This window comes from Collimonas antrihumi (assembly GCF_018304965.1).
GTDB classification, from domain to species: Bacteria; Pseudomonadota; Gammaproteobacteria; order Burkholderiales; family Burkholderiaceae_D; genus Collimonas; species Collimonas antrihumi.
In genome coordinates this window covers 1-26,018 of record NZ_JAGQED010000025.1, presented here as the reverse complement: position 1 = coordinate 26,018, position 26,018 = coordinate 1, and the positions used below count along the sequence as shown (strand labels likewise).

Here is a 26,018-nt window from a genome sequence, read left to right as displayed (position 1 = left end):
GTGCCAGTAATTGGCGATCAACTCGAAAAATTATCATTTAGATTACACTAGCAACAATTTAGCTACAGCGAATTTGTCTTTCACCAGGTTATCAACCCCCAAGTTGGAAAGGTAGAACCCACCATGACAAGCCTGAACATCAACGGCAAGCAGCATGAAATCGACTTACCGGAAGACACGCCGTTGCTGTGGACCCTGCGCGACCACGTCGGCTTGACCGGCACCAAATTCGGTTGCGGCATGGCCCTCTGCGGCGCCTGCACCGTGCATCTGGACGGCGAACCGATCCGCTCCTGCATTACCCCGATCAGTGCCGCTGCCGGCAAGAAAGTCACCACCATCGAAGCGATGGCTGACGACAAGGTCGGCCATGCGGTGCAGGAAGCATGGATCGCACTGGGCGTGCCGCAATGCGGTTATTGCCAGGCCGGCCAGATCATGTCGGCGACCGCCCTGCTGAAAACCACCGCCAAGCCCACCGACAAGGAAATCGACGATGCCATGAGCGGCAATATCTGCCGCTGCGGCACTTATACGCGCATCCGTGCCGCGATCAAACAAGTCGCCGCTAAAGGAGTAGCCAAATGAGCGCCGCTTTTGATTTTGAAAAAGATAGCGTTACCACGACAGGCAGCGGCGTAACTTCCGTAAGCCGCCGCGCCTGGCTCAAGGGTGTCGGCGCGTTTACCGGCCTGGCGTTGACGGTTGGCGTGAATGGATTGGTGACGGCGGCCAATGCAGCGGCAGCCGGTGCTGCTCCGGCAAAAAAGTACGGCGGCGCCAACATGTCTGGCGGCACTGTCAACGACCCGTTTATCTTCGTATCGATAGGCGCTGACGGCATCGTCACCATCGTTGCCCACCGCTCTGAAATGGGCCAGGGCATCCGCACCAGCCTGCCGCTGGTAGTGGCCGATGAGCTCGACGCCGATTGGAGCCACGTGCGCGTGGTGCAAGCCAATGCCGACGAAAGCCGCTACGGCAACCAGAATACGGACGGCTCGCGCAGCATGCGCCATTTCTTTACCCCGATGCGCCAGGTGGGTGCCACAGCCCGGCTGATGCTGGTTTCGGCCGCCGCTACACGCTGGAGCGTGCCGGCATCGGAGATCACCACCAAAAACCATGAAGTACTGCACGCCAAGAGCGGCCGCAAGCTGGGCTTCGGCGAACTGGCGGTCGATGCCGCCAAATTGCAGGTGCCGCCAGCAGCACAGGTGCAGCTGAAAGATCCCGCGCAGTTCCGCTATATCGGCAAAGACGTGTTCAACAGTGTCGATTTCCATGACATCGTCGCCGGCAACACCCATTATGGCATCGATACCCGTCTCGACGGCATGCTGTATGCGGTGATCGCGCGGCCGCCAGTGTATGGCGGCAAAGTGGCGAGTTTCGATTCTGCCGCAGCCCTGAAAATCCCGGGTGTGGTGCGCGTGATCGAACTCAAAGGCAGCCCGCCTCCCGCCAAGTTCAATCCGCTGGGCGGCATTGCCGTGATTGCGCGCAACACCTGGGCCGCGATCAAGGGCCGTGAAGCCTTGAAGATCACCTGGGACAATGGCCCGCATGCCGGCTACGATTCAACCGCATTCAAGACCACCTTGCAGGAAGCAGCGCGCAAGCCGGCCAAGGTGATGCGCAATAACGGCGACGCCATGGCGGTGCTGGCGCAAGCTGGTAAACATATCGAAGCCGAGTACTACATCCCGCATCTGGCGCATGCCACCATGGAACCGCCGGCAGCCACGGCCCGCACCGCTAACGGCAAATGCGAAGTCTGGGCCTGCGTGCAGGATCCGCAAGCCACCCGCGATACGGTGGCAGATCGCCTGGGCTGGAAAACCGACGCCGTGAAAGTCAATGTCACGTTGCTGGGCGGTGGTTTCGGCCGCAAATCCAAGCCAGACTTCGCGGCCGAAGCGGCGTTGCTGTCGCAAGCGATGGATGGCGCACCGGTCAAGGTTACCTGGACTCGCGAGGACGATCTGCGCCACGATTATTTCCACACCGTCTCGCTGGAACACCTGGAGAGTACGCTCGATGCCAAAGGCAAACCGCTGGCCTGGCTGCACCGCAGCGCGGCGCCGACCATTGCTTCCACTTTCGTCGCCGGCGCCAAGGGTGAACAGCCTGGCGAACTCGGCATGGGCGCGATCAACATTCCGTTCGTGATTCCGAATATCCGCATCGAAGCGCCGGAAGTCGAAGCGCATACGCGGATCGGCTGGTTCCGCTCGGTCTACAACATTCCGCACGCATTTGCGGTGCAATCGTTCGTGGCTGAATTGGCGGCGGCGGCCAAGCGCGATCACAGGGAATTCCTGCTGGAACTGATCGGCCCGGCGCGGCAGGTCAATCCGCAAGACATGTCGGACACCACCAACTACGGCGAATCGCCGGTCTTGTACCCGCTGGATACGGGCCGCATGCGCCAAGTGGTGGAGCTGGCGACCAAGGAAGCCGGCTGGGGCCGTAAGGTGCCCAAGGGCCACGGCCTGGGTCTTGCCGTGGCTTACAGCTTCATGTCTTATGTGGCGGCGGTGATTGAAGTGGTGGTTGCCGAAGACGGCACGATCAGCATTCCAAGAGTCGACATGGCGATCGATTGCGGCCCGCAGATCACGCCGGACCGGATCCGTTCGCAAGTCGAAGGCGCCTGCATCATGGGCCTGAGCCTGGCGATGACTGGTGAAATCACCTTCAAGAACGGCAGCGCGGAGCAAGGCAACTTCCACGAATACGAAGTGCTGCGCGCCTTCAGCGCCCCACGTGACCTGCGGGTCCACATGGTGCCGCACAAGTACGACATGCCGCTGGGCGGTGTCGGCGAACCGGGCACACCACCGATCGCTCCGGCCCTGTGCAACGCTATTTTTGCTGCTACCGGCAAGCGGATTCGCAACCTGCCGATCCGGGATCAGCTGAAGAAGAGCTGATCATACAGGGTGGGCACAAAGGCGTGCCCCCCACTTCTTTCCCTGCCAGAAAGGACCGGATGGCTTTGGTTACAGCAGGTTTTGGCTAGCCACCAGCACACCGTCGGCATCGGCATAAATCCATGCGCCCGGTGCGATTGTCACGCCGGCGATAGAGACGCTGATGTCACGCTCCCCTACCCCTTTGCGAACACTGCGTTGCGGGTGCAACGCCAGCGCGCGCACGCCGATATCGCAGGCGTTCAGCTCTGCCGAATCGCGTACGCAGCCATTCACGACAATGCCGGCCCAACCGTTCTTTTGCGCCAGCACCCCGAGATTGCCGCCAACCAGAGCGCAACGCAAGCTGCCGCCGCCGTCGATCACCAGCACCTGGCCGTTACCGTCAGTTTCCAGCGTGCTGCGCACCAGAACATTGTCTTCATGCACCTTGACGGTACGCGCCGGACCGTAAAACGCCAGTTGCTTGCCCAAGGAGATAAACACTGGGGGCAACACGGCCAAAACGGCAGTACCCAGTTTGTCTTCATTGGCGTCGCATAAATCGCAGGTAGAAAAAGTCATTGCATCTCCATCGCAAGGGAGTGAAAAGGAAGTGATGAAAAGAGATCATTCGTCCGACGAAAACGTCAAGCCGCCGAATTTCTTGACACTATACATCCGCTTGTCAGCGACCTTCAACAAGGTTTCCAGGTCGAGGCCATCGGCAGGATACAGGGCGCCGCCGATAGAGGCGCCGATCTGGCAATGCTCGCCGTTACCCATCAGGATCGGCTTGTTCAACACCGCATAGATCTTTTCCGCAATCGCCAACGCCGACTCTTCGTCGGCCACGCCAGGCAGGTAGACGATGAATTCATCACCGCCGAAACGCGCCACCTCATCTTCCTTGCGCAAGGCGTTTTGCAGGCGCAAGCCGACTTCAATCAGCACCCGGTCGCCTTCGTCATGACCATAGTGATCGTTGACCTGCTTGAACTTGTCCAGGTCGACAAACAGAACGGCAAACCGGAATAGCGACGGATCGACATCCGTGCGGCGGCGGAATTCGATTTGCGCGATCAGGGTATCGCGATTGAGCAGACTGGTAAGGCGGTCGGTGCGCAGGTGGCGCTCTATTTCCTGGAAGCTCTTTGCCAGTTCGCCAATCTCATCCTTGCGGTTGATATTCAATTTGGCAAATGGCCGGCCGCTGCCGATGTTGCGCACGGCCAGCGTCAGCTTGCGGATATCGCGCAGGACCCAGCGCAATATCGCATAGCCGACCAGCAAAGCCAGCAGGATTACCAGCAGGCCCAGATACAAGCTCTTATAAACACTGGAATTGACAGCTCCCCAGAAATCCGAACGCGGCAGCGCAACTACCGCCACCCATTCCAGCCCGGCAGCATCACGATGAATCTGCGCCGCCACTTCGATCTGTCCATACTGGCTGGGAAATGCGCCAATGATCAACTTGCCTGGCGTCGGCGGGCTGGCCGCCGAGGTATCTACCGGATCGGTAACCGGCGCCACTTCACGGTGCTTTTGCAAATAGGCTTGCACCAATTGCCAGCTTTGGCGCATGAAGGGTGAAGCGGCATGGTTGAGATTGTTTCTTATAGATAGCCTCTGAGCGCCGTTGCGCAGGGCGAAGGCGCCTTCTCCGTTCGACGCTACGAGCAGGTCGCCGTCGCGCTCAGCCACAAAGGCGACGCCGTTTCTATCCATGTGCAAAGTCTGCAAATATTCCCGTAGCGGCCTCAGCGACAATTCCCGGGCCACCACGCCGATCACTTCCTGGCTGGCGCCAACCACCGGCCGCGCTAGCATCAGCACCGGCTCTATGCTGGCGGCATCGATGAAAACTGGCGACCAGATATCTTTTTTCTGGCTGACGGCATTCAAATACCAGCTCTGCTCGCGCGGCTCGTAGTGTTCCGTTTCCAGAAAAATCATTTCTGACGCGGGGCCGCGACTGCGATACATCTGGACAGCAGTCTCGCCGGCGCCTCTCAGCCTGACCCGGAATTCGTTGGCAGCGCTTTTACGGATAGAGACGTAATGGCCGTCCGTACCGGCAAAGCTGATCAAGCCGCCCACCGCCGGAAACAGACCGCTGGCAATCCACATGCGCTCCTCCAGCCGGCTGACGCTGGCAGGGAAAGGGATAGGAGTCGGGGTTTTATTGGCGGCGTCGGCAATTTGATCGGGCGCGACCACCCGCAACGCCGCGCCGGCGTCGAATAATTGCCTGTTGATGACGCTGTTGATGCCTCCCATCATGTCGGCCAGGACCTTCTGCGATAACGCATCGGTAGCTTCCTGACCGGTTTGATAGAGCAGCCAGCCGACTGAAACGGCGAGGCACAACAGTAGCGCTGCAAACGGCAAAATGAACAGGCGTTGCAGTGACGTTCGCTTCAAAATTGCCTCGACAAAATGCAAAAAATGGCAATGCCTCATCTAAGATAAATCAGAAAATGAGCGACATATAGGCAGCAAATAAGCAGTAAATAAGCAGCATAAGCTTAAAAAAAGGCCACACGGCATAGCCATGTGACCTCTTCTCATAAAGCAACACATTCAAGCCTGTTGCGATTCTACCTGTTTGCGCCGGCAAAATTCGCGCTTACATTGTTGCTTTGAACACAATCTCACCATTGTTAACATTTATATGAACAATGTCCTTTGGCCCAAACTTACCTTCCAGGATCAATTTGGACAATGGATTCTCGATCTGCTGCTGGATCGCTCGCTTCAAAGGCCGGGCGCCATAGACCGGATCGAAACCTGCCTCCGCGATCTTTTGCAGCGCGCCTTCTGAAATCTCCAGCCCCAGGTCCATTTTTGCCAGGCGCTGCTCGAGAATTTTCAGCTGGATCTTGGCGATCGCGCCTATATTCTTCTCGTCCAAAGCATGGAACACCACGATTTCATCGATACGGTTGATGAACTCAGGACGGAAATGGTTTCTCACTTCTTCCATTACCTCTTGTTTGACCGCCGCCGGATCCGCACCTTCCATCGCCTGGATCCGATGCGAACCGAGGTTCGAGGTCATCACGATCACCGTGTTCTTGAAATCCACGGTACGCCCCTGGCCATCGGTCATGCGGCCATCGTCCAGCACTTGCAGCAGCACGTTGAAAACATCCGGATGCGCTTTTTCGATTTCATCCAGCAAGATCACGCTGTACGGCTTACGACGCACCAGTTCAGTCAGGTAACCCCCCTCTTCGTAGCCGACATAACCCGGCGGCGCGCCGATCAGGCGTGCCACCGAATGTTTCTCCATGAATTCGCTCATGTCGATGCGTACCAGGGCATCGGCGCTATCGAACAAGAATCCTGCCAACGCCTTGCACAATTCGGTCTTGCCGACGCCGGTGGGGCCAAGGAACATGAACGAACCGTACGGCCGGTCAGGATCGCTCAGACCTGCTCGCGAGCGGCGAATAGCATCCGACACGGCAACAATCGCCTCATTCTGGCCGACCACGCGTTTATGCAGCTCATCCTCCATCTTGATGAGCTTATCGCGTTCGCCCTGCATCATCTTGGCCACCGGGATGCCGGTAATACGCGAGACGATCTCGGCAATCTCATCTGCGCCGACCTGAGTCCGTACCAGTTGCGGCTTGCCGTCGGGATTCGGGTGCTCGGCCGCCAAGGCGTCCTGCCTGGATTGCGTCTCAAGCGCTTTTTCAAGCTCGTTGAGCTTGCCGTACTTCAGCTCGGAAACCCTTTGCCAGTCACTCTTGCGCGTTGCCTCATCAATTTGCAGGCGCAGCTTTTCGATTTCTTCTTTCAGATGCCTGCTGCCTTGGGCACTGGCTTTTTCCGATTTCCAGATTTCTTCCAGATCGGCATATTCGCGCGACAATTTCTCGATTTCACTTTCGATCAGGGCGAAGCGTTTTTGCGATGCCTCGTCTTTCTCGCGCCGCACTGCTTCACGCTCGATCTTGAGTTGAATCAGTCGGCGATCAAGCTTGTCCATTACCTCCGGCTCGGAATCGATTTCAATCTTGATCTTGGCAGCCGCTTCGTCGATCAGGTCGATGGCCTTGTCCGGCAAGAAGCGATCGGTGATGTAACGATGCGACAACTCTGCCGCCGCAACAATCGCCGGATCGGTGATTTCAACACCATGATGGACTTCGTACTTTTCTTGTAAGCCGCGCAGGATGGCGATCGTGGCTTCGACGCTAGGCTCGTCGACCAGGATCTTTTGGAAACGCCGTTCCAGCGCCGCATCTTTCTCGATGTACTTGCGATATTCGTCCAGTGTGGTGGCGCCGACGCAATGCAGTTCGCCGCGCGCCAGCGCCGGTTTCAGCATATTGCCGGCATCTATCGCGCCTTCGGCCTTGCCGGCGCCGACCATGGTGTGCAACTCATCGATGAACACAATGGTCTGGCCTTCGTCCTGGGCAATTTCCTTCAGCACGGCTTTCAGGCGTTCTTCGAATTCGCCGCGGAATTTCGCACCGGCCAGCAACGACGCCATGTCTAGCGACAATACGCGCTTCGATTTCAGGCTGTCAGGTACTTCGCCGTTGACGATCCGTTGCGCCAGTCCTTCCACGATCGCGGTTTTGCCCACCCCGGGCTCGCCGATCAGCACCGGATTATTCTTGCTGCGCCGCTGCAAGATCTGGATCGCGCGGCGGATTTCATCATCGCGGCCGATCACCGGATCGAGTTTGCCGAGGCGGGCCCGTTCGGTCAGGTCGAGTGTGTATTTTTTCAATGCTTCGCGCTGTCCCTCGCCATCCTGCGAAGCGACATTGGCGCCGCCGCGCACGGCGGTAATCGCGGCTTCCAGCGCCTTGCGGGTCAGGCCGTTTTCACGCGCCAGACGCCCGGCATCCGATTTATCGTCAAGGAGAGCCAGCAGCAGCATCTCGCTGGCGATGAATTGGTCGCCGCGTTTTTGTGCTTCCTTGTCGGCCAGATTGAGTAAAGCCAAAAGATCGCGGCCGATCTGTACTTCGCCGCCATGGCCGGAGACTTTAGGCAAGCGCTCCAGCGCTGCCTTCAAGCCGGCGCTCAGCCCGGCGACGTTGACACCAGCGCGTTGCAGCAACGAGGTGGCGCTGCCATCGTCCTGATTCAATAAAGCGATCAGGGCATGGACCGGCTCAATATATTGATTATCATTGCCGACAGCCTGGCTCTGGCCATCGGCGATTGCTTCTTGTAGCTTTGTGGTTAATTTATCGAAACGCATGGTTCCTCCAAAATATCTAATGAATAGAAAATTGGGACAGGCCTGCTTATTTCAAGCCGCATGCAAAGAAACAGATAAACCCGAATAGCTCAGTAAATATGTTAGAAAGTGAGGGCGCGATAGGTCGCGAACCCGGCAATACACAAGACAATCGAACCGCAGAGATGCAGAAGGGTATGCCCAAGAAACCAACCATACTCGCCCTGCTGTAACAACACCATCGATTCGGCAGAAAAGGTGGAGAAAGTAGTCAAACCGCCAAGGAACCCGGTAATTACCAGTAGCCGCCATTCAACAGGCAGCGAAGGATGTCCCTCAAAGAAACCCACTGCCAGCCCAGCCAGGTAGCCGCCAGCGAGATTCACCAGCAAAGTACCCCACGGCAATTGATTCTGATAGGCACCCAGCCAGATGCTCGCGCCCCAGCGTAGCCAGGCGCCCAGCATCGCGCCGATACCAACTGCCAGCCAACTCACTTCTTGCTTTCGCGCATAGGCAGCGGCAACGGATCCTGCTCCCCCGACTCCTCCAGCTCCCATTTGGCCAGCGCTTCATCGTCGGTGCTACGGGCGTCGACCCAGCGCGCACCCTTGTCCGTGTGTTCTTTTTTCCAGAATGGCGCTTCGGTTTTCAGGTAGTCGATGATGTATTCGCAGGCGGCAAAGGCGTCGCCGCGATGCGCCGAACTCACCGCTACCAGCACGATCTGGTCGAGCGGCAGCAAGGGGCCGATGCGGTGTATCACCAGCGCATCGAAGATATCCCAGCGCTGCTTGGCCTGATCGACAATCGCAGTCAAGGCTTTCTCGGTCATGCCGGGATAATGTTCCAGCTCCATCTGGGCGACGGTGCTGCCGTCGCTCAAATCGCGCACGGTACCGAGGAAGCTGACTACGGCGCCGATTTTGGGATTGGATAGCCGCAATCGAGCAAGCTCGGCGGCGAAATCGAAATCCTCTGTCTGAACACGGATGGGCATAGTCAAAACCTCATGGGAAGCAGCAAACCAATGTCAGCCGCCGGTAGTTGGCCACCAGTCGTTAGCCACCGGTAACCGGCGGGAAAAAAGCTACCTCGCCGCCGTCGGCCAGGGCCGCATCGGCATTCACCAACTCCTGATCGAACGCCATGCGCAAGGCCCTGCCATCCGCCAGCGCCTCAGCCCAGACCGGACCGCGCGCCCGCAAAAAAGTGCGCAGCTCGCCAACTGTGGCGATCGAAGCCGGCAACTCCAGTGTCTCCTGGGACACATTAAGCGCCTCACGGAGGCTCGCAAAAAAGCGCAGCTGGATTTTCATTACATTCTCTTTTTCGATCAATTACAAGATTGTTTGCGTTGTTTGCCTTGTTTGCTTTTACTATTATTTTTACTGCAGTAAAGCTGAAAACGGCAAGAAACGCAGCAAGTCGCCCTTGGCGATGGTTTTTCCGGCTGGATTGTCGACCAGGCCGTCGCCCCAGACAGTAGATGTCAGCACGCCCGAGCCTTGGTGCGGGAATAAATCGAGACCGCCGCCGGCGTTGATTTTTACGCGCAGGAATTCCTGGCGGCGGTCAGCCTTGGGCCAGTCGAAATCGGCGCGCATGTAGATCGCCTGCGGCGCCAGTGCGGCTGCCGCCACGCCTTGCTGATGCAGAATGAAGGGCCGTACAAAGATCAGGAAGGTCACAAAACTGGAGACCGGATTGCCGGGCAAACCGATAAAGAAAGCCGTGCCGCCGCCGGCGCGACGGACTTCGCCGAAGGCCAGCGGCTTGCCTGGTTTCATGGCGATTTGCCACATGTTCAGACGCCCTTCCGCTTCGACCGCCGGTTTGACGTGATCTTCTTCGCCGACCGATACGCCGCCGGAAGTCAGAATCAAGTCATGCTCCCGGGCCGCCACGCGCAGGGCCTCGCGGGTCGCCTCGCGATTATCGGGGACGATGCCGTAATCGCTGATTTCACAACCGAGGTTTTCCAGCAGGCCGCGCAATACGAATCGGTTCGAATTGTAAATGGCGCCCGGCTTCAATGGCTGGCCGGGCATGGTCAGTTCATCGCCGGTGAAAAACATCGCCACCCGCATTTTGCGCAACACCGGCAATGTTTCCATGCCGACCGATGCCGCCAGGCCGAGATGCTGCGGCCGCAGCCGCGTGCCGGCCGGCAGGATCACACTGCCGCGGCGGATATCTTCACCGGCGCGGCGTACCCATTCACCGGAAGCCGGCGCATGCTTGATCACCACGGCATCGCCGTCGGCCTCGCACATTTCCTGCATCACAACGGCATCCGCGCCATCGGGAATCATGGCGCCGGTAAAAATCCGGGCAGCGGTGCCGGCCTGCAGCGGCGCGCCGACATGGCCGGCCGGAATCCGTTGCGATACTTGCAGCCTGGCGGCACCGCCGGCGCAATCCGCAGCGCGCACGGCATAACCGTCCATCTGCGTATTGTCTGCCGGCGGCACGTTGATTTGAGAAACCTGGGCGCTTGCCAGTATCCGGCCATTGGCCTCCAGCGTCGGCATCTGTTCGATGGCGGCGCTGTCGACCAGCGGACGCGGCGCGGCCAACAATACGTCGAGGGCTTCTGCAACGGACAACATAGGTGGTTTTTGCATCATCTGGTTCTGATCACAGCAAACTTATTGCAGCAAACTCATAGGCCGGTATGGCCGGCAATGAAAGCCTTGACCTGCGCCACATCGGCCGCCATTACTTCGAAGCGCTGCGGCAGTGCTTCTATGTTTTCGAAGCCGGCTGGCCGCTCGGCATCGCGCCCCAGCGCTTCACGGATGGTCTCGTTGAACTTGGCCGGCAAAGCGGTTTCCAGCACGATCATCGGTACGCCCGGGGTCGCGTATTCGCGCGCTACCTTGACGCCATCGGCGGTGTGCGTGTCAATCGTGATGCCATAGCGCTGTTCGATATCGCGGATAGTGTCCAACCGGTCCTGATGCGTCGATTTGCCGGACTGGAAGCCGAAGCCACCGATCTTGGCAAACTCGTCGCCGTCGCTGCCGGGGCCGCCCGCCAGGTTGAATCCACCTTCGGTTTCCACCTTATGGAACAGAGCGCGCACGCGTTCGCTGTCGCCATCCAGCAAATCGTGGATGAAACGCTCGAAATTCGAGGCTTTGCTGATATCCATGCTGGGGCTGCTGGTGTGGTAAGTCTCGGCCGATTTGCGGACCCGATAGATACCGGTGCGGAAAAATTCGTCGAGCACGTCGTTTTCGTTGGTGGCTGCCACCAATTTATCTATCGGCAAGCCCATCATGCGGGCGATATGGCCGGCGCAGATATTGCCGAAATTACCCGAAGGAACGGTAAACGATACTTTTTGATCGTTGCTGGTAGTAGCGCTCAGGTAGCCACGGAAGTAATACACCACTTGCGCCACGACACGCGCCCAGTTGATCGAATTGACGGTGCCGATTTTCTGGCTGGCCTTGAACGCATGATCGTTGGACACCGCCTTGACCATATCCTGACAATCGTCGAATACGCCTTCCACCGCGATATTGAAGATATTCGGGTCTTGCAGGCTGAACATTTGCGCGGTCTGGAACGCGCTCATTTTCTTGTGCGGCGACAGCATGAAGACGCGTATGCCCTTTTTGCCGCGCATCGCGTATTCCGCCGCGCTGCCGGTATCGCCGGAAGTGGCGCCGAAAATGTTCAGTTTGGCGTCGTTCTTGGCCAGCGTGTATTCGAATAGACTGCCCAGCAATTGCATCGCCATATCCTTGAAGGCGAGCGTCGGGCCGTTTGACAGTGCCTGCAGCAGCAGCTTGCTGCCGTCCTTTTCTTCCAGCACGCGCAAAGGCGTAATCTGGCTGGCGTCTTCGCCCGCCCGCGCATTGCGGTAAACGTCGGCGCTGTAGGTCTTATGCGCCAGTGCCTTCAAATCCGCCTCCGGCACATCGGTAGCAAATTTCTTCAGCACTTCAAACGCCAGGTCGGCATACGACAAGCTGCGCCACTGATCCAGCTCGGCGCCGGTGACTTGCGGATATTTCTCAGGCAGGTACAAACCACCATCCGGCGCCAGGCCGCCTAACAGAATTTCGGAAAAATTTTGGGCAGCTGCGTGGCCGCGAGTCGAGACATAATGCATATTGTGGATGGTGTTGGGTAAAGTTGCGTTGCAAATAAGGATGAAATCAGGATAGCGCCAGGATATAACCGCCTGCTTGCATTATAGCGTCCGCCACCATGCCGCTGTCAGCTTTGGATGCGCGGCAGAGCCCGGCCGGGCTTATTTTTTCTTCTTCCAGTAATCCTCAGTCTCTTCATAGCACTCGACCGCCAGGTCCGAGACTTTCGCCTCCATATGCGCTTGCGCATCGGCAATCGCCTGGTTATAAATGCCGGGACCGATTACCCGCAGGCAGAAATCGAGCAGCATGGCCGCTTTCAGGTCGCCGATCGGCTCTTCCATGTTTTCCTTGAAATAGCGCTGAATCGATCCGACCAGATCCTTCTGCACGCTTTGCTGTAATTTGATCGCCACGGTGGATTTCCTTATCGTTTTTACATTATTGAAGCGAACGGTGAATGCGTACGCTTTTTTGAAAACCCATAAATGTACACCATGCCCCGTGCAGCCGTTATCACACCACCAATATGACAGATACAAATCCACGCTGCAGCCTTATTGCCGCGCTGATACAATGTCACCCTTATATTCAGGTATGAATTCGGGCATGTTAGATGCTTGAAAGATTGCACACTACACAATTGTCATGACACCTCCACTTCTCCCTACCTCACCGATTGAACCTGTTTCGGCAATGCCGGATGAACACCCCATGTCGGGCAGCCTGTTCATGGTGGTAGCACCTTCCGGTGCCGGCAAATCGACACTGGTGAACGCCTTGCTGGCACAAGAAAAAGCCATCAAACTGTCGATTTCCTACACTACGCGGCCACCACGCCCGAGTGAGCAGGACGGCCGCGAATACCATTTCACTACGGTTGAAGATTTCCGTGCGCGCCACAAACAAGGCGAATTCCTGGAATGGGCCGAAGTCCATACCAATTATTACGGCACTTCACGCTTGGCAATTGCCGAGCAAATGCAATCCGGCACCGACGTCTTGCTGGAAATCGACTGGCAAGGCGCACAGCAAGTGAAGAAACAATTCCCGCACGCGGTCGGCATTTTTATCCTGCCGCCATCGATTGCAGCCTTGGAAGACCGCCTGAAAAAGCGCGGCCAGGACGAGCCGCAGGTCATTACGCGCCGGATTCTTGCCGCCGGCGGTGAAATCGCCCACGCCCCCGAGTTTGAATATGTTATTATTAATCAAGAGTTTGCAACTGCTCTGTCGGAATTAACAGCGATCGTCAAAGCTACCCGCTGCCGCTTTTCACAGCAGGCGGTGCGCAACGCGTCTTTGTTTGCCCAATTGGGCATTCACGCCAATTTAAGTTAGTATCGAATCAATACTTGGCATCAACACCTAGCAACACCGTTTTCCGGAGAATATATGGCCCGCATCACCATCGAAGATTGTTTGAAACAAATCCCTAACCGTTTTCAGTTGACGCTGTCCGCGACTTATCGCGCGCGCCAGTTGTTGCAAGGCCACACTGCAAAAATTGACGCAAAAGACAAGCCGACCGTGATTGCACTGCGCGAAATCGCTGCAGGCAAGATCGGTATCGAAATGCTGAAAAAGGTACCTGGCTAAAATTAGTTGAGGACAGAGTAATGCGTCACGCTTCGGTGACTTATAAACTCTGTCCCGCAACTAGTAAAACTCATGCGGCTGATATCGAACCAGTATGAACCTGACCTCTCCAGATTCAACCCTGTCATCAGCCGCAACCGCTAAAAAACGGGCGGCCTCCCCCCGCTCAGCCAGAAAACCCGCTAATACGCCTCCCTTGCCAGATCATCCGCCCACGCTCCAACCTGGCGTCGCCTCGATCACGCATCTGGCCAACAAGCTTGCCGATTACCTGACACCAGCCGAGCTGAAGAAAGTCAGAGAAGCGTATCGCTTTTCGGATGAAATGCATCTGGGTCAGATGCGCAAATCCGGCGAACCTTATATTTCACACCCGATAGCCGTCGCCGAAATCTGCGCCGACTGGAAACTTGACGCCCAGGCGATCATGGCTGCCCTGCTGCACGACGTCATGGAAGACCAGGACGTCAAGAAGGACGAACTGATCGAACGCTTCGGTGCGCCAGTGGCGACTTTGGTTGATGGTTTGTCGAAATTGGACAAGATCGAGTTCCAGAGCCAGATCGAAGCCCAGGCCGAGAATTTCCGCAAGATGCTGCTGGCGATGGCGCGCGACGTGCGCGTGATCCTGGTCAAGCTGGCCGACCGCTTGCACAATATGCGCACGTTGGGCGTGATGGTGCCGGAAAAGAAGCGTCGCATCGCCCGCGAGACCATGGAAGTCTACGTCCCGATCGCGCATCGCCTGGGCCTTAACAATATCTACCGCGAGTTACAGGAACTGGCGTTTTCGCATCTGTACCCGCTGCGCCATCGCACCTTGGCCAAAGCAGTCAAGGCGGCGCGCGGCAATCGGCGTGAAGTGGTCAGCAAGATCCTGGAATCGGTCAGCACCACGCTGGCGGCAACCGGCATCAACGCGCAAATAGACGGCCGCGAGAAAAGCCTGTTCGGCATCTACCGCAAGATGCACAACAAGCATCTGTCGTTTTCACAGGTGCTGGATGTGTACGGCTTCCGTATCGTGGTCGACACCTTCGCTAATTGCTACCTCGCGCTCGGCACCCTGCATGCGCTGTACAAACCGATGCCGGGCAAGTTCAAGGATTACATCGCAATCCCCAAGCTGAATGGCTACCAGTCGCTGCATACGACCTTGATCGGCCCTTACGGTACGCCGGTGGAATTCCAGATTCGCACCCAGGACATGCATCGGGTGGCTGAGTCGGGTGTTGCCGCGCACTGGCTGTACAAGGATGAAGAAGGCAATCTGAGCGATTTGCAGCAGCGCACCCATGCATGGCTGCAGTCGTTGCTCGACATCCAGAAACAAACCGGCGATTCGGCTGAGTTCCTGGAACACGTCAAGGTCGACCTGTTCCCCGATTCGGTATACGTGTTTACGCCGAAATCCAAAATCATCGCCTTGCCGCGTGGCGCCACTGCGCTCGATTTCGCTTACACCATCCATACCGATGTCGGCGATCAGACCATCGCCGCCAAGATCAATCACGAAGCTGCGCCGCTGCGCACAGAATTGCACAACGGCGACATCGTCGAAATCATTACCTCGACCAGTTCACGCCCTAGCCCCAACTGGCTCAGTTTTGTGCGTACCGGCAAAGCGCGTTCGGCCATCCGCCATCATCTGCGCACCATCAACCTGAGCGAGTCGGTGGAACTCGGCCAGCGGCTGCTGTCGCAGGCGCTGGCGATGCTCAACCTGAATCCGGTGCTGGCGCCGATCGTAATCGATCGCCTGCTGAATGAATCCAGCGCCAAGTCGCTGGATGAAATCTATGCCGACATCGGCGTCGGCAAACGCATGGCGACCCTGGTGGCGCGCCATATCATGGGCTTGCTCGAAAACGAACCTTTACAAACGCCGCTGCTCGACATGGAAGGGGTTGTCGCTCCCACCAGGATGGACCCGGTGGTGATCTATGGCAGCGAAGGCGTGTCGGTACAGCTGTCGCCATGCTGCCAGCCGATTCCGGGCGATCACATCACCGGCCAGCTCAAGCGCGACCAAGGCCTGGTGGTGCACACCGAAGACTGCCACATCGCCAAGCGCCAACGCAACAAGGATCCGGACCGCTGGATTGAAGTGCTGTGGGGTGACGACCTGAATCGCCGCTTCGATTGCCGCATCAAGGTGCTGGTGCATAACGACAAGGGCATCCTGGCCCGGGTCGCCGCCGAAATCGGCGACTCCGACGCCAACATCATCTACGTCAACATGGATGACGACAAAGACCAGCTGATGACGCAGTTGATCTTCACCATCCAGGTCGAAGACCGGGTGCACCTGGCCAGGTTGATGCGCAATGTCCGCCGCATCCGCGGTGTCACACGGATTCTGCGAGACCGCAACGCGTAGTAATTGCCGCTCTGCTGAATTATTGAATGATGGATTATTGAAGCGAGCGCTTGGGCGGCATTGACATCGGCAAATGGAAAACATCGATGCCTTCCTCCGCCAGCTCCTCGCATTGTTCCGCCGATGCAATACCACGTATTCCATGCTCGGGGATTTCCTTGTAATGAATCCGGCGTGCCTCCTCGGTAAAACCTGCGCCCACATCTACCGTATTTTCCATCACATGACGTGCCACATCTTGCAGGCGCTGCTGAAATTGCACCACTGCCGCCCCACTCAAACCAGCCTCGCCGCCGGCAGGATTTGATTTTGCCGCGGATAAATTCAGATGCGGGGCTGACGGCAGCTTGCCGACCTTCATGCTGTCGCACACCGGGCAAATAATCTGCCGCTCCGCCGATTGCGACAGAAAATCTTCCTCCGAGGCAAACCAACCCTCAAAACGATGATTATGGTCACAAGCTAAATTGTAGACTTTCATAATGAGCGGCACTTCGTCGGCGCGGAAAAACAGGGATCTTACACTAACCAGCATATAACTTATTTCCCGCCCCTGCTGATTAAAGCTTATTTGCCAAGTTTATTTAGAATGATGAAAGCCCCGTCACGCATGTGAAGCTGCTGAAAAACATGGGCTTTTTCGCTCTGTGATTGCATCAGCTATCTCCGTTGGAAAATCGTTTCTCGATTGCAAACATTGCCACCAGCAACTGCTTTGCGCTGCGCATTGCCAAAGATGTCCGCGAAATCGCGCAGTTCAGCGATTATTTATTAGCTTACCTGAGCTTTGTTTCCTAGAATGAAATCCTGGATATGCTTGCACGTTTCTAATTTGAGTCTCAAATCAAGTCAATAAATCGGGAGGCGATATGGGAAGGATACATATTGGACGGATACTGCTCGTATTATTGCTGGGCTGCCTTGCAGCAGTAGCGCCGAAACGGGCCGTTGCCGATAATAGCCTGGGCCTGGTAACTGCCGGAACAGCGCCATTTTTTGCGCCGCCGGCGTTATATGGCGCAGAACTGCATCCGGCGCCGCTGTTCCATCCACCTTCAGCCGTCACGGCCGCACCGGTTTTACGTGAACGCAACGAATGGGAAAAACGGCGCGTCGAGCAATGGGCTGAGATCGAATGGCATCGCCAGCAATGGCGCGAAGCGCATGGCAGCGATGCCATCATGGTTCCGGTCGACAACAGTGTTGCCGGCGCTCCGCCATCCTCTAGCAGTTTTTGATACCGGCCAGACGGCCGGTCGGCATGCCACCAGCACTGTTTCAGGTGAGGCAATGCTTGTGCCGACTTGTGCCAACATTTGTACAAACTTCACGCTCTCAGCGTGAAAGATTCGAAGGTTTCATCAAAAACACAAAATTCGTTCTTGCCGGCCCGTTTCGCGCGATACATGGCGATGTCGGCCTGCGACATCAGCTGCGACGCTGAGACGCCGGTGCCGCAGTACAGCGCGATACCGATCGAGGTGCTGAGTTCAAATATCTTGCCGCCGGCATTGAAAGGTATGCCGAGCAACTCCAGCAATTGCCGAGCCACGACAATCGCTCCACTGCGGGCATCGCTGAGATCCGTCAGCAGGATCACGAACTCATCGCCACCCAGGCGCGCCACGGTATCCGTAGCTCTTCGTTCGTCCAGCAATCGCGCGGCGACCTGGCGCAAGACGGCGTCGCCGGCCGCGTGTCCATATTGATCGTTGATCGGCTTGAAGTCATCCAGATCGCAAAACAGCAGCGCAAAATGCGAGCCGTCGCGCTGGGCGCGCGCCAGCGCCTGCTGCAAACGATCTTCCAGCACAGCGCGGTTGTAAAGGCCGGTGAGCGCATCGTGATGCGCCATGAACGCCATGCTTGCCTCGCTCGCCTTGAGCGCGACTTCCTTTTCATACAAGCGTTCCACCAGGTAGTTAAAACCGAGCACCAGGTCGCCGACTTCATCGCGGCGCTTGACTGGCAGCGGCGCCAACGGCCGCTTGCCATCCGCCATTTCGCGCATCGCCAGCGCCGCACTCGTCAGCGGCCGCAACAAGCGCGGCAACACCAGCATCAATATCGCAATCGTGCCGAACAGTACCGCCAGCGTGTTTTTCAGGAAGAAATTCCGCATGGCTTGAATCGGGTGAAACACTTCCGTAGTAGGTATCCGTGCGACGACAAACCATCCTGTACTTGGCACCGTCGCCATGGAAGACAACTCCTCGACACCTTTAGCGTTAATCGTTATCCCGGTGCCGCGGAAGCCGGCCATAGCGCGGTCGTGCAGCAGATTCACGCCGGGCGCCGGGGTCGGCTTCAATATCATCGCAGGGTCGCTAGAGCCGACGAATAACTTATCGGCCGGCGAAATCAAAAGAAAGCCGCCGCTTGCTCCGAGCCGGACTTCTTGCAGGCGATCGAGAAAACCAGGCGTATTGAGCACCACCACGCCCGCCAGCACCGCCACCACCCGCCTGGCGGCGTCGCGTACCGGCGCCGCCATGATCAAGATCGGCTCACCGTTGACGCGTCCGCGCTCCGGCTTGCTCATCACAGGGGAATCGGCATGCAACGCGGCCTGGAACCAGTCGGCACCCGAAAAGATCAGATTGCTGCGCCCCGCAAGTGCCGGATATTCGGCTAGCAGGCCAACGCCGTCCGGCCGCACCACCAGCAAACCGCTATTAAACAAGGGATTTACTCGCTGCCGTTCACGGACCCAGGTCGCCAGTTTCTCCGGCTGCTGCAGCAGTTCTGGCGGCAACGCCGTGCTCAGCTCGCCAATCAGGGCACGTCTTGCCTGGATACTGTGATCGATATCGCGCGCGACATAAGAAGCAATCGATAATTGCTGATTTGCAACTTCGTCACGCAGGAGTTCTTGTGCGAACGGCAGCGCAAAAAACACGCGTAGTGAGATACCGGCAACGATGAGCAATACGCCGAGCCCGATAAAGCGGAATTTCAAGCTTTGAAATATTCGCATTGGGCAATAATACAGAAAATCGTTAGCCGGTTGCTTGAAGAAAGGCCGGAGTCAGCGGATGTTAATGGATTATAGATTCGGATGGCAGATTCGGATGGCAGATTCAATCCGGCTCAAAATCGCGGCAAATCTGCCAGCGTGCGCCCGGATACTTCTGATTCAGCCATGCCGATACCCTCGATCCCGTGCTCGTAAATCACCAGCGCGATGCTGGGGCCGCGCACGATTCTTCCATCAACTGAAAATGCGGTGGCAACCTCATCGCCGAAATGCAGCGCGTCAACCACCAGGCTGACATCCTGTTCCGAGGTTTTGTGCTCCCAGCCGATAGAACCGTCATCCTTGGGCTTTGCCCGTCCCCAACGCACTTCTTCGACCCGGTCGCCAGCTACGTTAAAACGAACCGCTTCAATCATATGAATGGACATGCATGTCTCCGGGATAGGAAGTTGAATGGACTTTCACGTCATGGTACGCGCCATGTTAATTGGCAGCAAGATGCCTGGCAAAATTTTGCTCGCACCCTGCGGCCACGACATGCGTAAAAAAACGCTACCCAATTTGAATTGGGTAGCGTTTTTGCACGGGCTGAGTCTGATTAGTAAGGCGCGTCGCCGGGAACCACTCGCAACCAGCCGCCAGGACAACTCGGCACATCCGGATAATAGCCGACCGGATCGTTACAGTAGTAACTGAAATCAGCGCCTGGCGGTACATACATCAATGACGCCGGACCAGGATAGAAAGCGGGATCATAGTAGATTGGCGGCCAGAAAAAAGGGCCGCCTATGATTATCCTGGTGCGGCCATGGAAATCGTGAAACCGATGAAAGCCATGGCGAGCTTCCATTCCACCGCCATGGTTCATGCCGCCGCGGTTCATGCCGTCATGATGCATGCCGCTGGCGTTGCCATGAAAGCCCCCGTGTCCCTGAAACCCGTGATTTTGCGCAACCGCAAAATCGCTGGCGGCGCTCAACATCAACGCGGCTACCGCAAACCATAAAACTGAGAACCTCTTCATGGCAACACCTTTTACTTCCGGCGTTTGCTTTGCTTACCGCCAAGACAACGCCACAACGACAGCACAAACCACATTCCTGTATTCAATATAGTTTGAGCAATAAAAAGGGTAACTACAAATCGGTAAGGTTTGCAACAACATGTATCTATGCACAGTATCAACGGCAAGCCGGATCTGCGGCAAAACGGCGGCAAGGACACATTCATCTCGTTACGTGGTTACGGTATACTTGCCCGTCCCAAACGCAGAAAGAAAGCACCAGAAATGACGACCTACAAAGAGCTGCAAGCACAAATCGAACAATTGAGAAAACAGGCAGAGGAACTGCGTCAAGCTGAAATCGCTGACGTCATCACCGAAATCAAAGCCAAGATGAACGAGTATGGCATTACCGGTGCGGATCTGGGCCTGATGGGCAAGAAACGCATCATGAAAACCAGCCCGGCAATGGCGCCGGAAGTGCAAACACCCGCGCAGCCAGCCGGCAGCGAAATGTAATCAATCGAGTTTAAAGCGCAGCCCCAGCGACAGCACATTGTTACGCAAGCCGCCGCTGCCCAGCTGCGCATCGTAGTTGAGATACCAGCCCCAGCGCTTGTCCACCGCCGTATTCAAACTCAACCCGGCCCAGCCGGAATTGCGCGGCAAGCCGATCCCCTGCACCGTGAATGCTGCCGCCGGCGCACCCACATACGCCGCAGCGAAATCCAGGCTACCCGCCGTGAACGCATGCTGCCAGGCCGCGTAGGCCTGCACCACGCTCAAACCTCCCGACCACTGGAAACTGCTGTCGCCGCGCAGGCCCAGCAAACCCGCTGTTTGTCGATACGCCTGGCTGTCTGCCGTCAATCCGAACACCCCGCCGTTTTCCATAAAGCCGCCGCGCTTGAGGTGATCGTAAGTCAGTCCGGCGTAGGGTGTCAGCCGGGAGTTGCCTGACAAGGGCAACACATAACCGCTCTCCGCATAAGCCGACCACAGGCTATCGCTGTGTCCCGCCCCCAGGTGTTGCTCCGTATTGCCGATCACCGCCGTACGCGTCACCGTGCTGTCGATGCCGGCCACGCCGGCCCGGCCCGATACGTACCAGCCGCCACCGGCAAACTCGCCAAACGCATGGCGGCCATACAGGGAAACGCCGGTATTGCGCCCCTTGGACTGGCCGCCCAGCCGGTCAAAGCTGGCCTTGCTGTCGGCATACGCCAGCGCCGCACCGACGATCGTGCCCGGACCAAGGTGGGTATCAATCCCGAACTGGCCACCCCACAGCGAGGTATCGCCAGTGGCATAACCGCTCTCGCTCAGCTTGCCCGAAGCGCCGATGGCGCTGACCCACAAGCCGGTGCCGTCTTGTCCCTCAGTCTGGCTCCCCAGGGCCGCCAGCCGATTGCCCAGATCGCGATTCAGCGCCTGCGATTGCTGGAACGTCAGCGCCTGGGCCGAAGCATGGATCTGGCCCGACAAGCTATCCAGCACCTGCCCCGCCACCGCCACGCTGGCGCTCTTCTGCACCGCCGCCGCACTGGCCAGGAACGCGCCGTTGACGCCGCTCACATTGCCGCTGGCGACCATCTGATCCGCCGCCTGCAGGCCGGCCTCCAAGTTGGCCGCCGCACTGCGGCGGGTAGGATCGTTGCCAAACGCCGCAGCCGCCATGCTGACCACATTGGTGCGGCTGATCTGCAGATCGACTTGCTGCGCCTGGTACGACAAGGTCGCCGCAATAAACACCCCCGGCACGAAGCTGACGCCATCGGCCTCGAAGCTGAGGTCCTTGAACTGACCGCTGACGCCGCCGGCAGCGGTCAGCACCTTGCCGGTGATGCCGGCCTGCTGCGTGACATAACCCGAAGGATCCTGGCTGCCGCCCGGGGTGGTGGCGATCAGGTGCGAATTGCCCAGTATCGCCGCGCCGCCCACCGTCAAGGTGGTATTGAGCTGATTGGCCAGCACCGCCGTCGGCACCGCAACGTAATTGCCGTCGATGGTCAAGCCGGCGCCGCTGTTGTTGACCCGGCCGCTATTGTTGACATTGCCATGGATGCGGCCGCCGTCGCCGCCCAGCTGGCCGGATGCACCGACATTGACGCCGGAAGCCACCGCCCCGGTGATATTCAGGCGGCCGCCGAGGATATTGCTGGCACCCGTGTAGGTATTATTGCCGGCCAAGGTCAATTGGCCGCTGCCGCTCTTGTTCAAGCCGGCATCGCCGCCAATATCGTTCTTGAACACCGAACTGGCGTTATCGAACTGGACATTCACGTTCGGCCCGAGCGCCAGCCGTTGATCAAATAGCGCCGGGCCATTGACCGCCTTGCTGGCATTGAGCAGTCCCCAGCCGTAGGTGGCGGGATCGTGCATGTCGGTGGCCGTCGAGAGAATGGTTTGGCGGATCAGGTCGGCATTCATCCAGGGATAGGCTTGCTGCACCAGGGCGGCCGCACCGCTCACCGCCGGTGCGGCAAACGAAGTACCGAAGACGCGCGTGCCGCTAGTGCCCGAGATGAAATCGCCGGCCGCCGCCAGGCACCAGTTGGCTGCGACGCCGCAGCGATTGGCGTAGCTTGAAATGACGCCCGGCACCGTGTCGCTAATGGCATAGCCGTTGCCGCCGCCGGCGGCATTGACCGCTGTCACCGCCAGCCAGCCGCTTTGCAGGTCGGAGAACAAGTTCGGCAGGCTGGCAGTCAGATTCGGCTGCGCCGCACCGTCGTTACCGGTGGACCAGATGAACAACCCCTGCCGGGCCACATAAGGCTGGTACAAGCTGTGCAGCGCAAGCTCCAGGCCGACTGACGCACCGGCTGTGCTGATTCCGTTGGATTGATTGTAAATCCGCGCGCCCTTGGCAAACAGATCCTGGTATATCTGGTTATTGAGCAGCAAACTGTTGTCGGCAGCACCGGCGGCGGCGGCCTGCAAGAACGCGTCGGGAGCGACACCTGACATACTCCCCGCCAGGACCTCAGCCACTTCCGTGCCGTGCATATTGCCGTTGGCACCGCCGGCGCTGTAGACCGTCTTGCCGATGCGTCCGGCCAGCTGGGGATCGCCGGTATCGAAATCGGTATCGATTATGCCGACCGTGACACCGGCCCCGGTCAAGCCCTGGCTGCGAGCAGCCTTGACATTGCTGGGATCCAGCACGTTCAACATCGTCGGTGGCGGCGTCACGACCGGCGGCGCGGTTGCTGTCGCGCTGCCGCTGCCGCTGGCAGGTGGCGTGGTTAAAACCGGTGGCGTATCGGTAGCAGGTGGCGTGCTTGGGACCTGCGTTGCCGGGGGATTCGGATTGCTGCTACCGCCTCCGCCGCCGCCACAACCTGAAATAATTACTAATACAGCAACAGAGATAATCGATAAGGATCCCCGACGAGACAATTCTTTGCCCATAACGTCTCCCCCATATGTGCACTAACTTCAATCCGGCCATGACCGGCATATCGGCTTGCTGCATTCACATACTCAGTCGCGCATCAGTATTAAGAAAAGAATCTCTTTTAATTTCATTTGTGCAATTTATTATGCTCGCGTTTATTGCAACATTTCCGTATTTTTGTTTATTTGTAGAAATTGTTTTCTTGGGGATACATTTTAAATACAACAACATGTATTAATGCCCGAATTGCTGTTGCTTTTGCTATTATTACTTTCTTGCAACCTGGCCCGATCCATGCCCCCTTCCTCTGCAGGAACCCATGAAAACCGCTCTCCTCGTCATCGATGTCCAGCACGGCTTATTTGATCAAACACCGCGCCCGTTCGAAGCCGAAGCAGTCATAGAACGCATCAACACCTTGACGGCCAAAGCCCGCGCTGCGGAGGTTCCTGTAATTTTCATCCAGCATGAAGCCAGCGATATCGAATACAACTCCGCAGACTGGCAACTCCAGCGCGGATTGCAGGTAAAGGAAGGCGACGTAAAACTACGCAAGAACACGCCTGACTCGTTCCTCCGCACCGAGCTCGAGGCATTGCTTGCTTCATGGCACACCGAACAAGTCGTGATCTGCGGCTACGCTTCGGAATTCTGCGTCGACACCACCACCCGCCGCGCCGCCGCACTGGGCTATCCGGTGATGCTGGTATCCGATGCCCACACTACACACGACAAGCCGCATGCGACCGGATTGCAGATACGGGCGCACGAAAATGCGACGCTGCCTCACATCGACAGTTTCGGCCCGAAAATCACAGCGGTCGCTACCTCTGAATTACATTTCGCAAGCTAGTCTGTTTAACAGCTCTGCTCTGCGACTCAGCCGGCTGCCGAACAAGGTACGCAGGCAAGGCAGCCATTAATGAAAAAACGCCGCAAACCTTGTATTTACCTGGTTTGCGGCGTTTTATTTGCATTTACTGCAATGTAGTGTGGTGCCCGAGGCCGGACTTGAACCGGCACACCCTTACGAGCGAGAGATTTTAAGTCTGACGCGGAATTCATATAAATCAACCATTTAGGCTGAATTCCGCTCCGCAATTGCGTAAAATCGGCAAGCTGGAAACCCAATAACAGCGCGGGTCAACATTCTTTTGCGGAGCGGAAAATTGGCTATTTTGTAGGCTTGACGAGCTTGCCAAGACGGTTCCGGACATAGTGAGCTGTCATTGCCGGCGTGGTGTGTCCGAGCTGAAGCTGAGCCTGAGCCTTTTCCATTCCGCCACTTTCTTCCGTATCTGTGCCTGCCTTCGCTCGCAGATCGCGGAACTGGCATGCCCTTATTTCCTTTTCTCGAAGTGGATTTTTCAACACGGCGGCATCTCTGGCGCGGTCAAACGATCCTCGCATCATAGAATATGTCATCGGTTTGCCTTCGGCATTGTTTATCAACATCATACCCATGACTTTGCGGCTGCTGAGTCGTTTGATAATAACCCCGAGGTCACCCTCCAGGGCAATACGCAGTTTCTTGTCACCTTTGTTCTGCTTGATGCGAAGCGCACCATCTTTAATGTCGGCTCTTTATAGCTTGCGCACGTCTGCGGGGCGTTGGCCGGTGAGATATGCGATGTCCAGGGCGTCGCGCAAAGGCAGTTCAGCGGCTTTCCACAGCATCTTGTAGATATCGTCTTCGATGTAGATGTTGCGTCCTGCTTCCTTGAACTTCTTCACTCCTCTGCATGGGTTCGAATTGTTCGTAAGCCCCTGGTCGCGGGCGAAATTCCAGACGTGGCTGAAAAGCGCTATTTCACGATTGGCCCTGACCGGCGCATCTTTGCGTCAATCTGTTGATTTGCATCCAAAATTGACCCACTTTGCCGCATAATTTGCACACGAAACTGACCCACGTTTAAGACACAATCCTGCTCACAACATTGAGTAGGGGATTGGAGTGATCGACGTGGCATTACTAGGCATTATTCGACGCTGGCACATTCGCGACCAGGTCCCCTTAAGAGAGATCGCCAGACGTCTTGGCATCTCCAGAAACACTGTCCGGCGCTATCTGCGTACCGAAATTACAGAGCCGTCCTACGCAGAGCGGCGTTCGCCCAGTGCAATCGACAAATATGCGTTTCAGTTATCGGCGTTGCTAAAGACTGAGGCGGCCAAATCACGCAAGCAACGACGTACATTGAAGCAGATCCATGAAGACCTGAAGGAATTGGGTTTTGAGGGGTCTTATGACAGGGTCGCGGCGTTCGCGAGGGTATGGCGGGCGGGTCAAACTGACGTAATCGCTCTTTCCTACCCACCTTCCGCTGCTGAATCGATCGGCCGAGAATCGGACTTTTTCGAAGAGGAGAAGTCGTATGGAGAATGCACAAGAGCGTAGCGCGGTATGGCGTGAGCGGCTGCTG

24 protein-coding genes and 1 pseudogene are annotated in these 26,018 nt (G+C 57.2%); 9 read left to right on the top strand and 16 right to left on the bottom strand.

The window, feature by feature from the left end; translation table 11 throughout:
* Nucleotides 1-123 precede the first annotated feature (123 nt).
* Complete coding sequence (locus KHU29_RS17720; RefSeq protein ID WP_211454293.1) at nt 124-588, top strand: (2Fe-2S)-binding protein; 465 nt, start codon at nt 124-126, stop codon at nt 586-588.
* Nucleotides 585-2,936, top strand: coding sequence for a xanthine dehydrogenase family protein molybdopterin-binding subunit (locus KHU29_RS17715; protein WP_211454291.1), 2,352 nt, complete (start codon nt 585-587; stop codon nt 2,934-2,936). The genes KHU29_RS17720 and KHU29_RS17715 overlap by 4 nt, the downstream gene beginning before the upstream one ends.
* A 69-nt stretch (nt 2,937-3,005) precedes the next feature.
* Here the strand turns inward: KHU29_RS17715 and rraA are convergent, their stop codons facing one another.
* The 9 genes from rraA to KHU29_RS17670 all read right to left on the bottom strand — a co-directional run bounded on the left by rraA (nt 3,006) and on the right by KHU29_RS17670 (nt 12,652).
* Complete coding sequence (gene rraA / locus KHU29_RS17710; RefSeq protein ID WP_211454290.1) at nt 3,006-3,500, bottom strand: ribonuclease E activity regulator RraA; 495 nt, start codon at nt 3,498-3,500, stop codon at nt 3,006-3,008.
* Nucleotides 3,501-3,545: 45 nt separating this feature from the next.
* A complete protein-coding gene (locus KHU29_RS17705; RefSeq protein WP_211454288.1) occupies nt 3,546-5,342 on the bottom strand; it encodes a diguanylate cyclase in 1,797 nt (598 codons plus the stop codon).
* A gap of 205 nt (nt 5,343-5,547) precedes the next feature.
* Nucleotides 5,548-8,151 carry an ATP-dependent chaperone ClpB gene (gene clpB, locus KHU29_RS17700; RefSeq protein WP_211454286.1) on the bottom strand — a complete coding sequence of 868 codons (2,604 nt, stop codon included), beginning with the start codon at nt 8,149-8,151 and terminating at the stop codon, nt 5,548-5,550.
* 101 nt (nt 8,152-8,252) lie between these two features.
* Nucleotides 8,253-8,627: a fluoride efflux transporter CrcB gene (gene crcB / locus KHU29_RS17695; protein WP_211454284.1), complete on the bottom strand. Its 375-nt coding sequence runs from the start codon at nt 8,625-8,627 to the stop codon at nt 8,253-8,255.
* Entirely contained in the window at nt 8,624-9,130 is a 507-nt protein-coding gene (locus tag KHU29_RS17690) for a molybdenum cofactor biosynthesis protein MoaE (protein ID WP_211454282.1), read from the bottom strand. The genes crcB and KHU29_RS17690 overlap by 4 nt, the downstream gene beginning before the upstream one ends.
* A 61-nt stretch (nt 9,131-9,191) precedes the next feature.
* A complete protein-coding gene (gene moaD / locus KHU29_RS17685) occupies nt 9,192-9,449 on the bottom strand; it encodes a molybdopterin converting factor subunit 1 (protein WP_211454280.1) in 258 nt (85 codons plus the stop codon).
* Between the two features lie 69 nt (nt 9,450-9,518).
* The gene (locus tag KHU29_RS17680; RefSeq protein WP_211454279.1) at nt 9,519-10,742 is read right to left on the bottom strand and encodes a molybdopterin molybdotransferase MoeA; all 1,224 of its coding nucleotides are present in this window, start codon (nt 10,740-10,742) and stop codon (nt 9,519-9,521) included.
* A 53-nt stretch (nt 10,743-10,795) separates the two neighbouring features.
* Nucleotides 10,796-12,256 carry a threonine synthase gene (thrC, locus tag KHU29_RS17675; RefSeq protein ID WP_211454277.1) on the bottom strand — a complete coding sequence of 487 codons (1,461 nt, stop codon included), beginning with the start codon at nt 12,254-12,256 and terminating at the stop codon, nt 10,796-10,798.
* A gap of 141 nt (nt 12,257-12,397) precedes the next feature.
* Complete coding sequence (locus KHU29_RS17670) at nt 12,398-12,652, bottom strand: DUF2164 domain-containing protein (RefSeq protein WP_211454275.1); 255 nt, start codon at nt 12,650-12,652, stop codon at nt 12,398-12,400.
* 280 nt (nt 12,653-12,932) lie between these two features.
* On the opposite strand from KHU29_RS17670, the gene gmk reads away from it, so the two are divergent.
* From gmk to KHU29_RS17655, 3 genes are all read left to right on the top strand, one after another.
* Entirely contained in the window at nt 12,933-13,577 is a 645-nt protein-coding gene (gene gmk, locus KHU29_RS17665; protein WP_211454350.1) for a guanylate kinase, read from the top strand.
* A gap of 54 nt (nt 13,578-13,631) precedes the next feature.
* Nucleotides 13,632-13,835, top strand: coding sequence for a DNA-directed RNA polymerase subunit omega (gene rpoZ, locus KHU29_RS17660; RefSeq protein WP_092351791.1), 204 nt, complete (start codon nt 13,632-13,634; stop codon nt 13,833-13,835).
* A gap of 94 nt (nt 13,836-13,929) precedes the next feature.
* Nucleotides 13,930-16,215: a RelA/SpoT family protein gene (locus KHU29_RS17655; protein ID WP_211454273.1), complete on the top strand. Its 2,286-nt coding sequence runs from the start codon at nt 13,930-13,932 to the stop codon at nt 16,213-16,215.
* 34 nt (nt 16,216-16,249) lie between these two features.
* Here KHU29_RS17655 and KHU29_RS17650 read toward each other — a convergent pair whose 3' ends face one another.
* The gene (locus KHU29_RS17650; protein ID WP_211454348.1) at nt 16,250-16,696 is read right to left on the bottom strand and encodes a DUF1178 family protein; all 447 of its coding nucleotides are present in this window, start codon (nt 16,694-16,696) and stop codon (nt 16,250-16,252) included.
* A gap of 388 nt (nt 16,697-17,084) precedes the next feature.
* Between KHU29_RS17650 and KHU29_RS17645 the strand changes: the two genes are divergently transcribed.
* Complete coding sequence (locus tag KHU29_RS17645; protein ID WP_211454271.1) at nt 17,085-17,453, top strand: hypothetical protein; 369 nt, start codon at nt 17,085-17,087, stop codon at nt 17,451-17,453.
* 89 nt (nt 17,454-17,542) lie between these two features.
* Here KHU29_RS17645 and KHU29_RS17640 read toward each other — a convergent pair whose 3' ends face one another.
* The 3 genes from KHU29_RS17640 to KHU29_RS17630 all read right to left on the bottom strand — a co-directional run bounded on the left by KHU29_RS17640 (nt 17,543) and on the right by KHU29_RS17630 (nt 20,216).
* The gene (locus KHU29_RS17640; protein ID WP_211454269.1) at nt 17,543-19,192 is read right to left on the bottom strand and encodes a diguanylate cyclase domain-containing protein; all 1,650 of its coding nucleotides are present in this window, start codon (nt 19,190-19,192) and stop codon (nt 17,543-17,545) included.
* Nucleotides 19,193-19,305: 113 nt separating this feature from the next.
* Nucleotides 19,306-19,620 carry a hypothetical protein gene (locus KHU29_RS17635; protein ID WP_211454267.1) on the bottom strand — a complete coding sequence of 105 codons (315 nt, stop codon included), beginning with the start codon at nt 19,618-19,620 and terminating at the stop codon, nt 19,306-19,308.
* A gap of 170 nt (nt 19,621-19,790) precedes the next feature.
* On the bottom strand, nt 19,791-20,216 hold the full coding sequence (locus KHU29_RS17630) for a hypothetical protein (RefSeq protein ID WP_211454265.1): 426 nt from the start codon (nt 20,214-20,216) through the stop codon (nt 19,791-19,793).
* 147 nt (nt 20,217-20,363) lie between these two features.
* Here KHU29_RS17630 and KHU29_RS17625 point away from each other — a divergent pair, with 147 nt between their 5' ends.
* Entirely contained in the window at nt 20,364-20,714 is a 351-nt protein-coding gene (locus KHU29_RS17625; RefSeq protein ID WP_246542206.1) for an H-NS histone family protein, read from the top strand.
* Here KHU29_RS17625 and KHU29_RS17620 read toward each other — a convergent pair whose 3' ends face one another.
* Nucleotides 20,715-23,609 carry an autotransporter serine protease gene (locus KHU29_RS17620; protein WP_211454263.1) on the bottom strand — a complete coding sequence of 965 codons (2,895 nt, stop codon included), beginning with the start codon at nt 23,607-23,609 and terminating at the stop codon, nt 20,715-20,717.
* Nucleotides 23,610-23,914: 305 nt separating this feature from the next.
* Here KHU29_RS17620 and KHU29_RS17615 point away from each other — a divergent pair, with 305 nt between their 5' ends.
* Entirely contained in the window at nt 23,915-24,448 is a 534-nt protein-coding gene (locus tag KHU29_RS17615) for a cysteine hydrolase family protein (RefSeq protein ID WP_211454261.1), read from the top strand.
* Between the two features lie 320 nt (nt 24,449-24,768).
* On the opposite strand, the gene KHU29_RS17610 is transcribed toward KHU29_RS17615, so the two are convergent.
* Both KHU29_RS17610 and KHU29_RS22260 read right to left on the bottom strand, forming a co-directional pair.
* Nucleotides 24,769-25,116: a site-specific integrase gene (locus KHU29_RS17610; protein ID WP_343216070.1), complete on the bottom strand. Its 348-nt coding sequence runs from the start codon at nt 25,114-25,116 to the stop codon at nt 24,769-24,771.
* 63 nt (nt 25,117-25,179) lie between these two features.
* Entirely contained in the window at nt 25,180-25,329 is a 150-nt protein-coding gene (locus KHU29_RS22260; protein ID WP_246542205.1) for a site-specific integrase, read from the bottom strand.
* 220 nt (nt 25,330-25,549) lie between these two features.
* On the opposite strand from KHU29_RS22260, the pseudogene KHU29_RS17605 reads away from it, so the two are divergent.
* A pseudogene (locus KHU29_RS17605) lies at nt 25,550-25,894 on the top strand (helix-turn-helix domain-containing protein); the annotation flags it as partial.
* Nucleotides 25,895-26,018: the final 124 nt, after the last annotated feature.

Coding starts and splice junctions, on each gene's coding strand:
- KHU29_RS17615 (WP_211454261.1), top strand. CDS start 23,915: ATGAAAACCGCTCTCCTCGTCATCGATGTCCAGCACGGCTTATTTGAT.
- rpoZ (WP_092351791.1), top strand. CDS start 13,632: ATGGCCCGCATCACCATCGAAGATTGTTTGAAACAAATCCCTAACCGT.
- KHU29_RS17680 (WP_211454279.1), bottom strand. CDS start 10,742: ATGTTGTCCGTTGCAGAAGCCCTCGACGTATTGTTGGCCGCGCCGCGT.
- KHU29_RS17640 (WP_211454269.1), bottom strand. CDS start 19,192: ATGCGAATATTTCAAAGCTTGAAATTCCGCTTTATCGGGCTCGGCGTA.
- KHU29_RS17690 (WP_211454282.1), bottom strand. CDS start 9,130: ATGCCCATCCGTGTTCAGACAGAGGATTTCGATTTCGCCGCCGAGCTT.
- KHU29_RS17635 (WP_211454267.1), bottom strand. CDS start 19,620: ATGTCCATTCATATGATTGAAGCGGTTCGTTTTAACGTAGCTGGCGAC.
- KHU29_RS17715 (WP_211454291.1), top strand. CDS start 585: ATGAGCGCCGCTTTTGATTTTGAAAAAGATAGCGTTACCACGACAGGC.
- KHU29_RS17655 (WP_211454273.1), top strand. CDS start 13,930: ATGAACCTGACCTCTCCAGATTCAACCCTGTCATCAGCCGCAACCGCT.
- gmk (WP_211454350.1), top strand. CDS start 12,933: ATGCCGGATGAACACCCCATGTCGGGCAGCCTGTTCATGGTGGTAGCA.
- KHU29_RS17630 (WP_211454265.1), bottom strand. CDS start 20,216: ATGAAGAGGTTCTCAGTTTTATGGTTTGCGGTAGCCGCGTTGATGTTG.
- KHU29_RS17645 (WP_211454271.1), top strand. CDS start 17,085: ATGGGAAGGATACATATTGGACGGATACTGCTCGTATTATTGCTGGGC.
- moaD (WP_211454280.1), bottom strand. CDS start 9,449: ATGAAAATCCAGCTGCGCTTTTTTGCGAGCCTCCGTGAGGCGCTTAAT.
- rraA (WP_211454290.1), bottom strand. CDS start 3,500: ATGACTTTTTCTACCTGCGATTTATGCGACGCCAATGAAGACAAACTG.
- clpB (WP_211454286.1), bottom strand. CDS start 8,151: ATGCGTTTCGATAAATTAACCACAAAGCTACAAGAAGCAATCGCCGAT.
- KHU29_RS17620 (WP_211454263.1), bottom strand. CDS start 23,609: ATGGGCAAAGAATTGTCTCGTCGGGGATCCTTATCGATTATCTCTGTT.
- KHU29_RS17625 (WP_246542206.1), top strand. CDS start 20,364: ATGCACAGTATCAACGGCAAGCCGGATCTGCGGCAAAACGGCGGCAAG.
- KHU29_RS17720 (WP_211454293.1), top strand. CDS start 124: ATGACAAGCCTGAACATCAACGGCAAGCAGCATGAAATCGACTTACCG.
- thrC (WP_211454277.1), bottom strand. CDS start 12,256: ATGCATTATGTCTCGACTCGCGGCCACGCAGCTGCCCAAAATTTTTCC.
- KHU29_RS17650 (WP_211454348.1), bottom strand. CDS start 16,696: ATGAAAGTCTACAATTTAGCTTGTGACCATAATCATCGTTTTGAGGGT.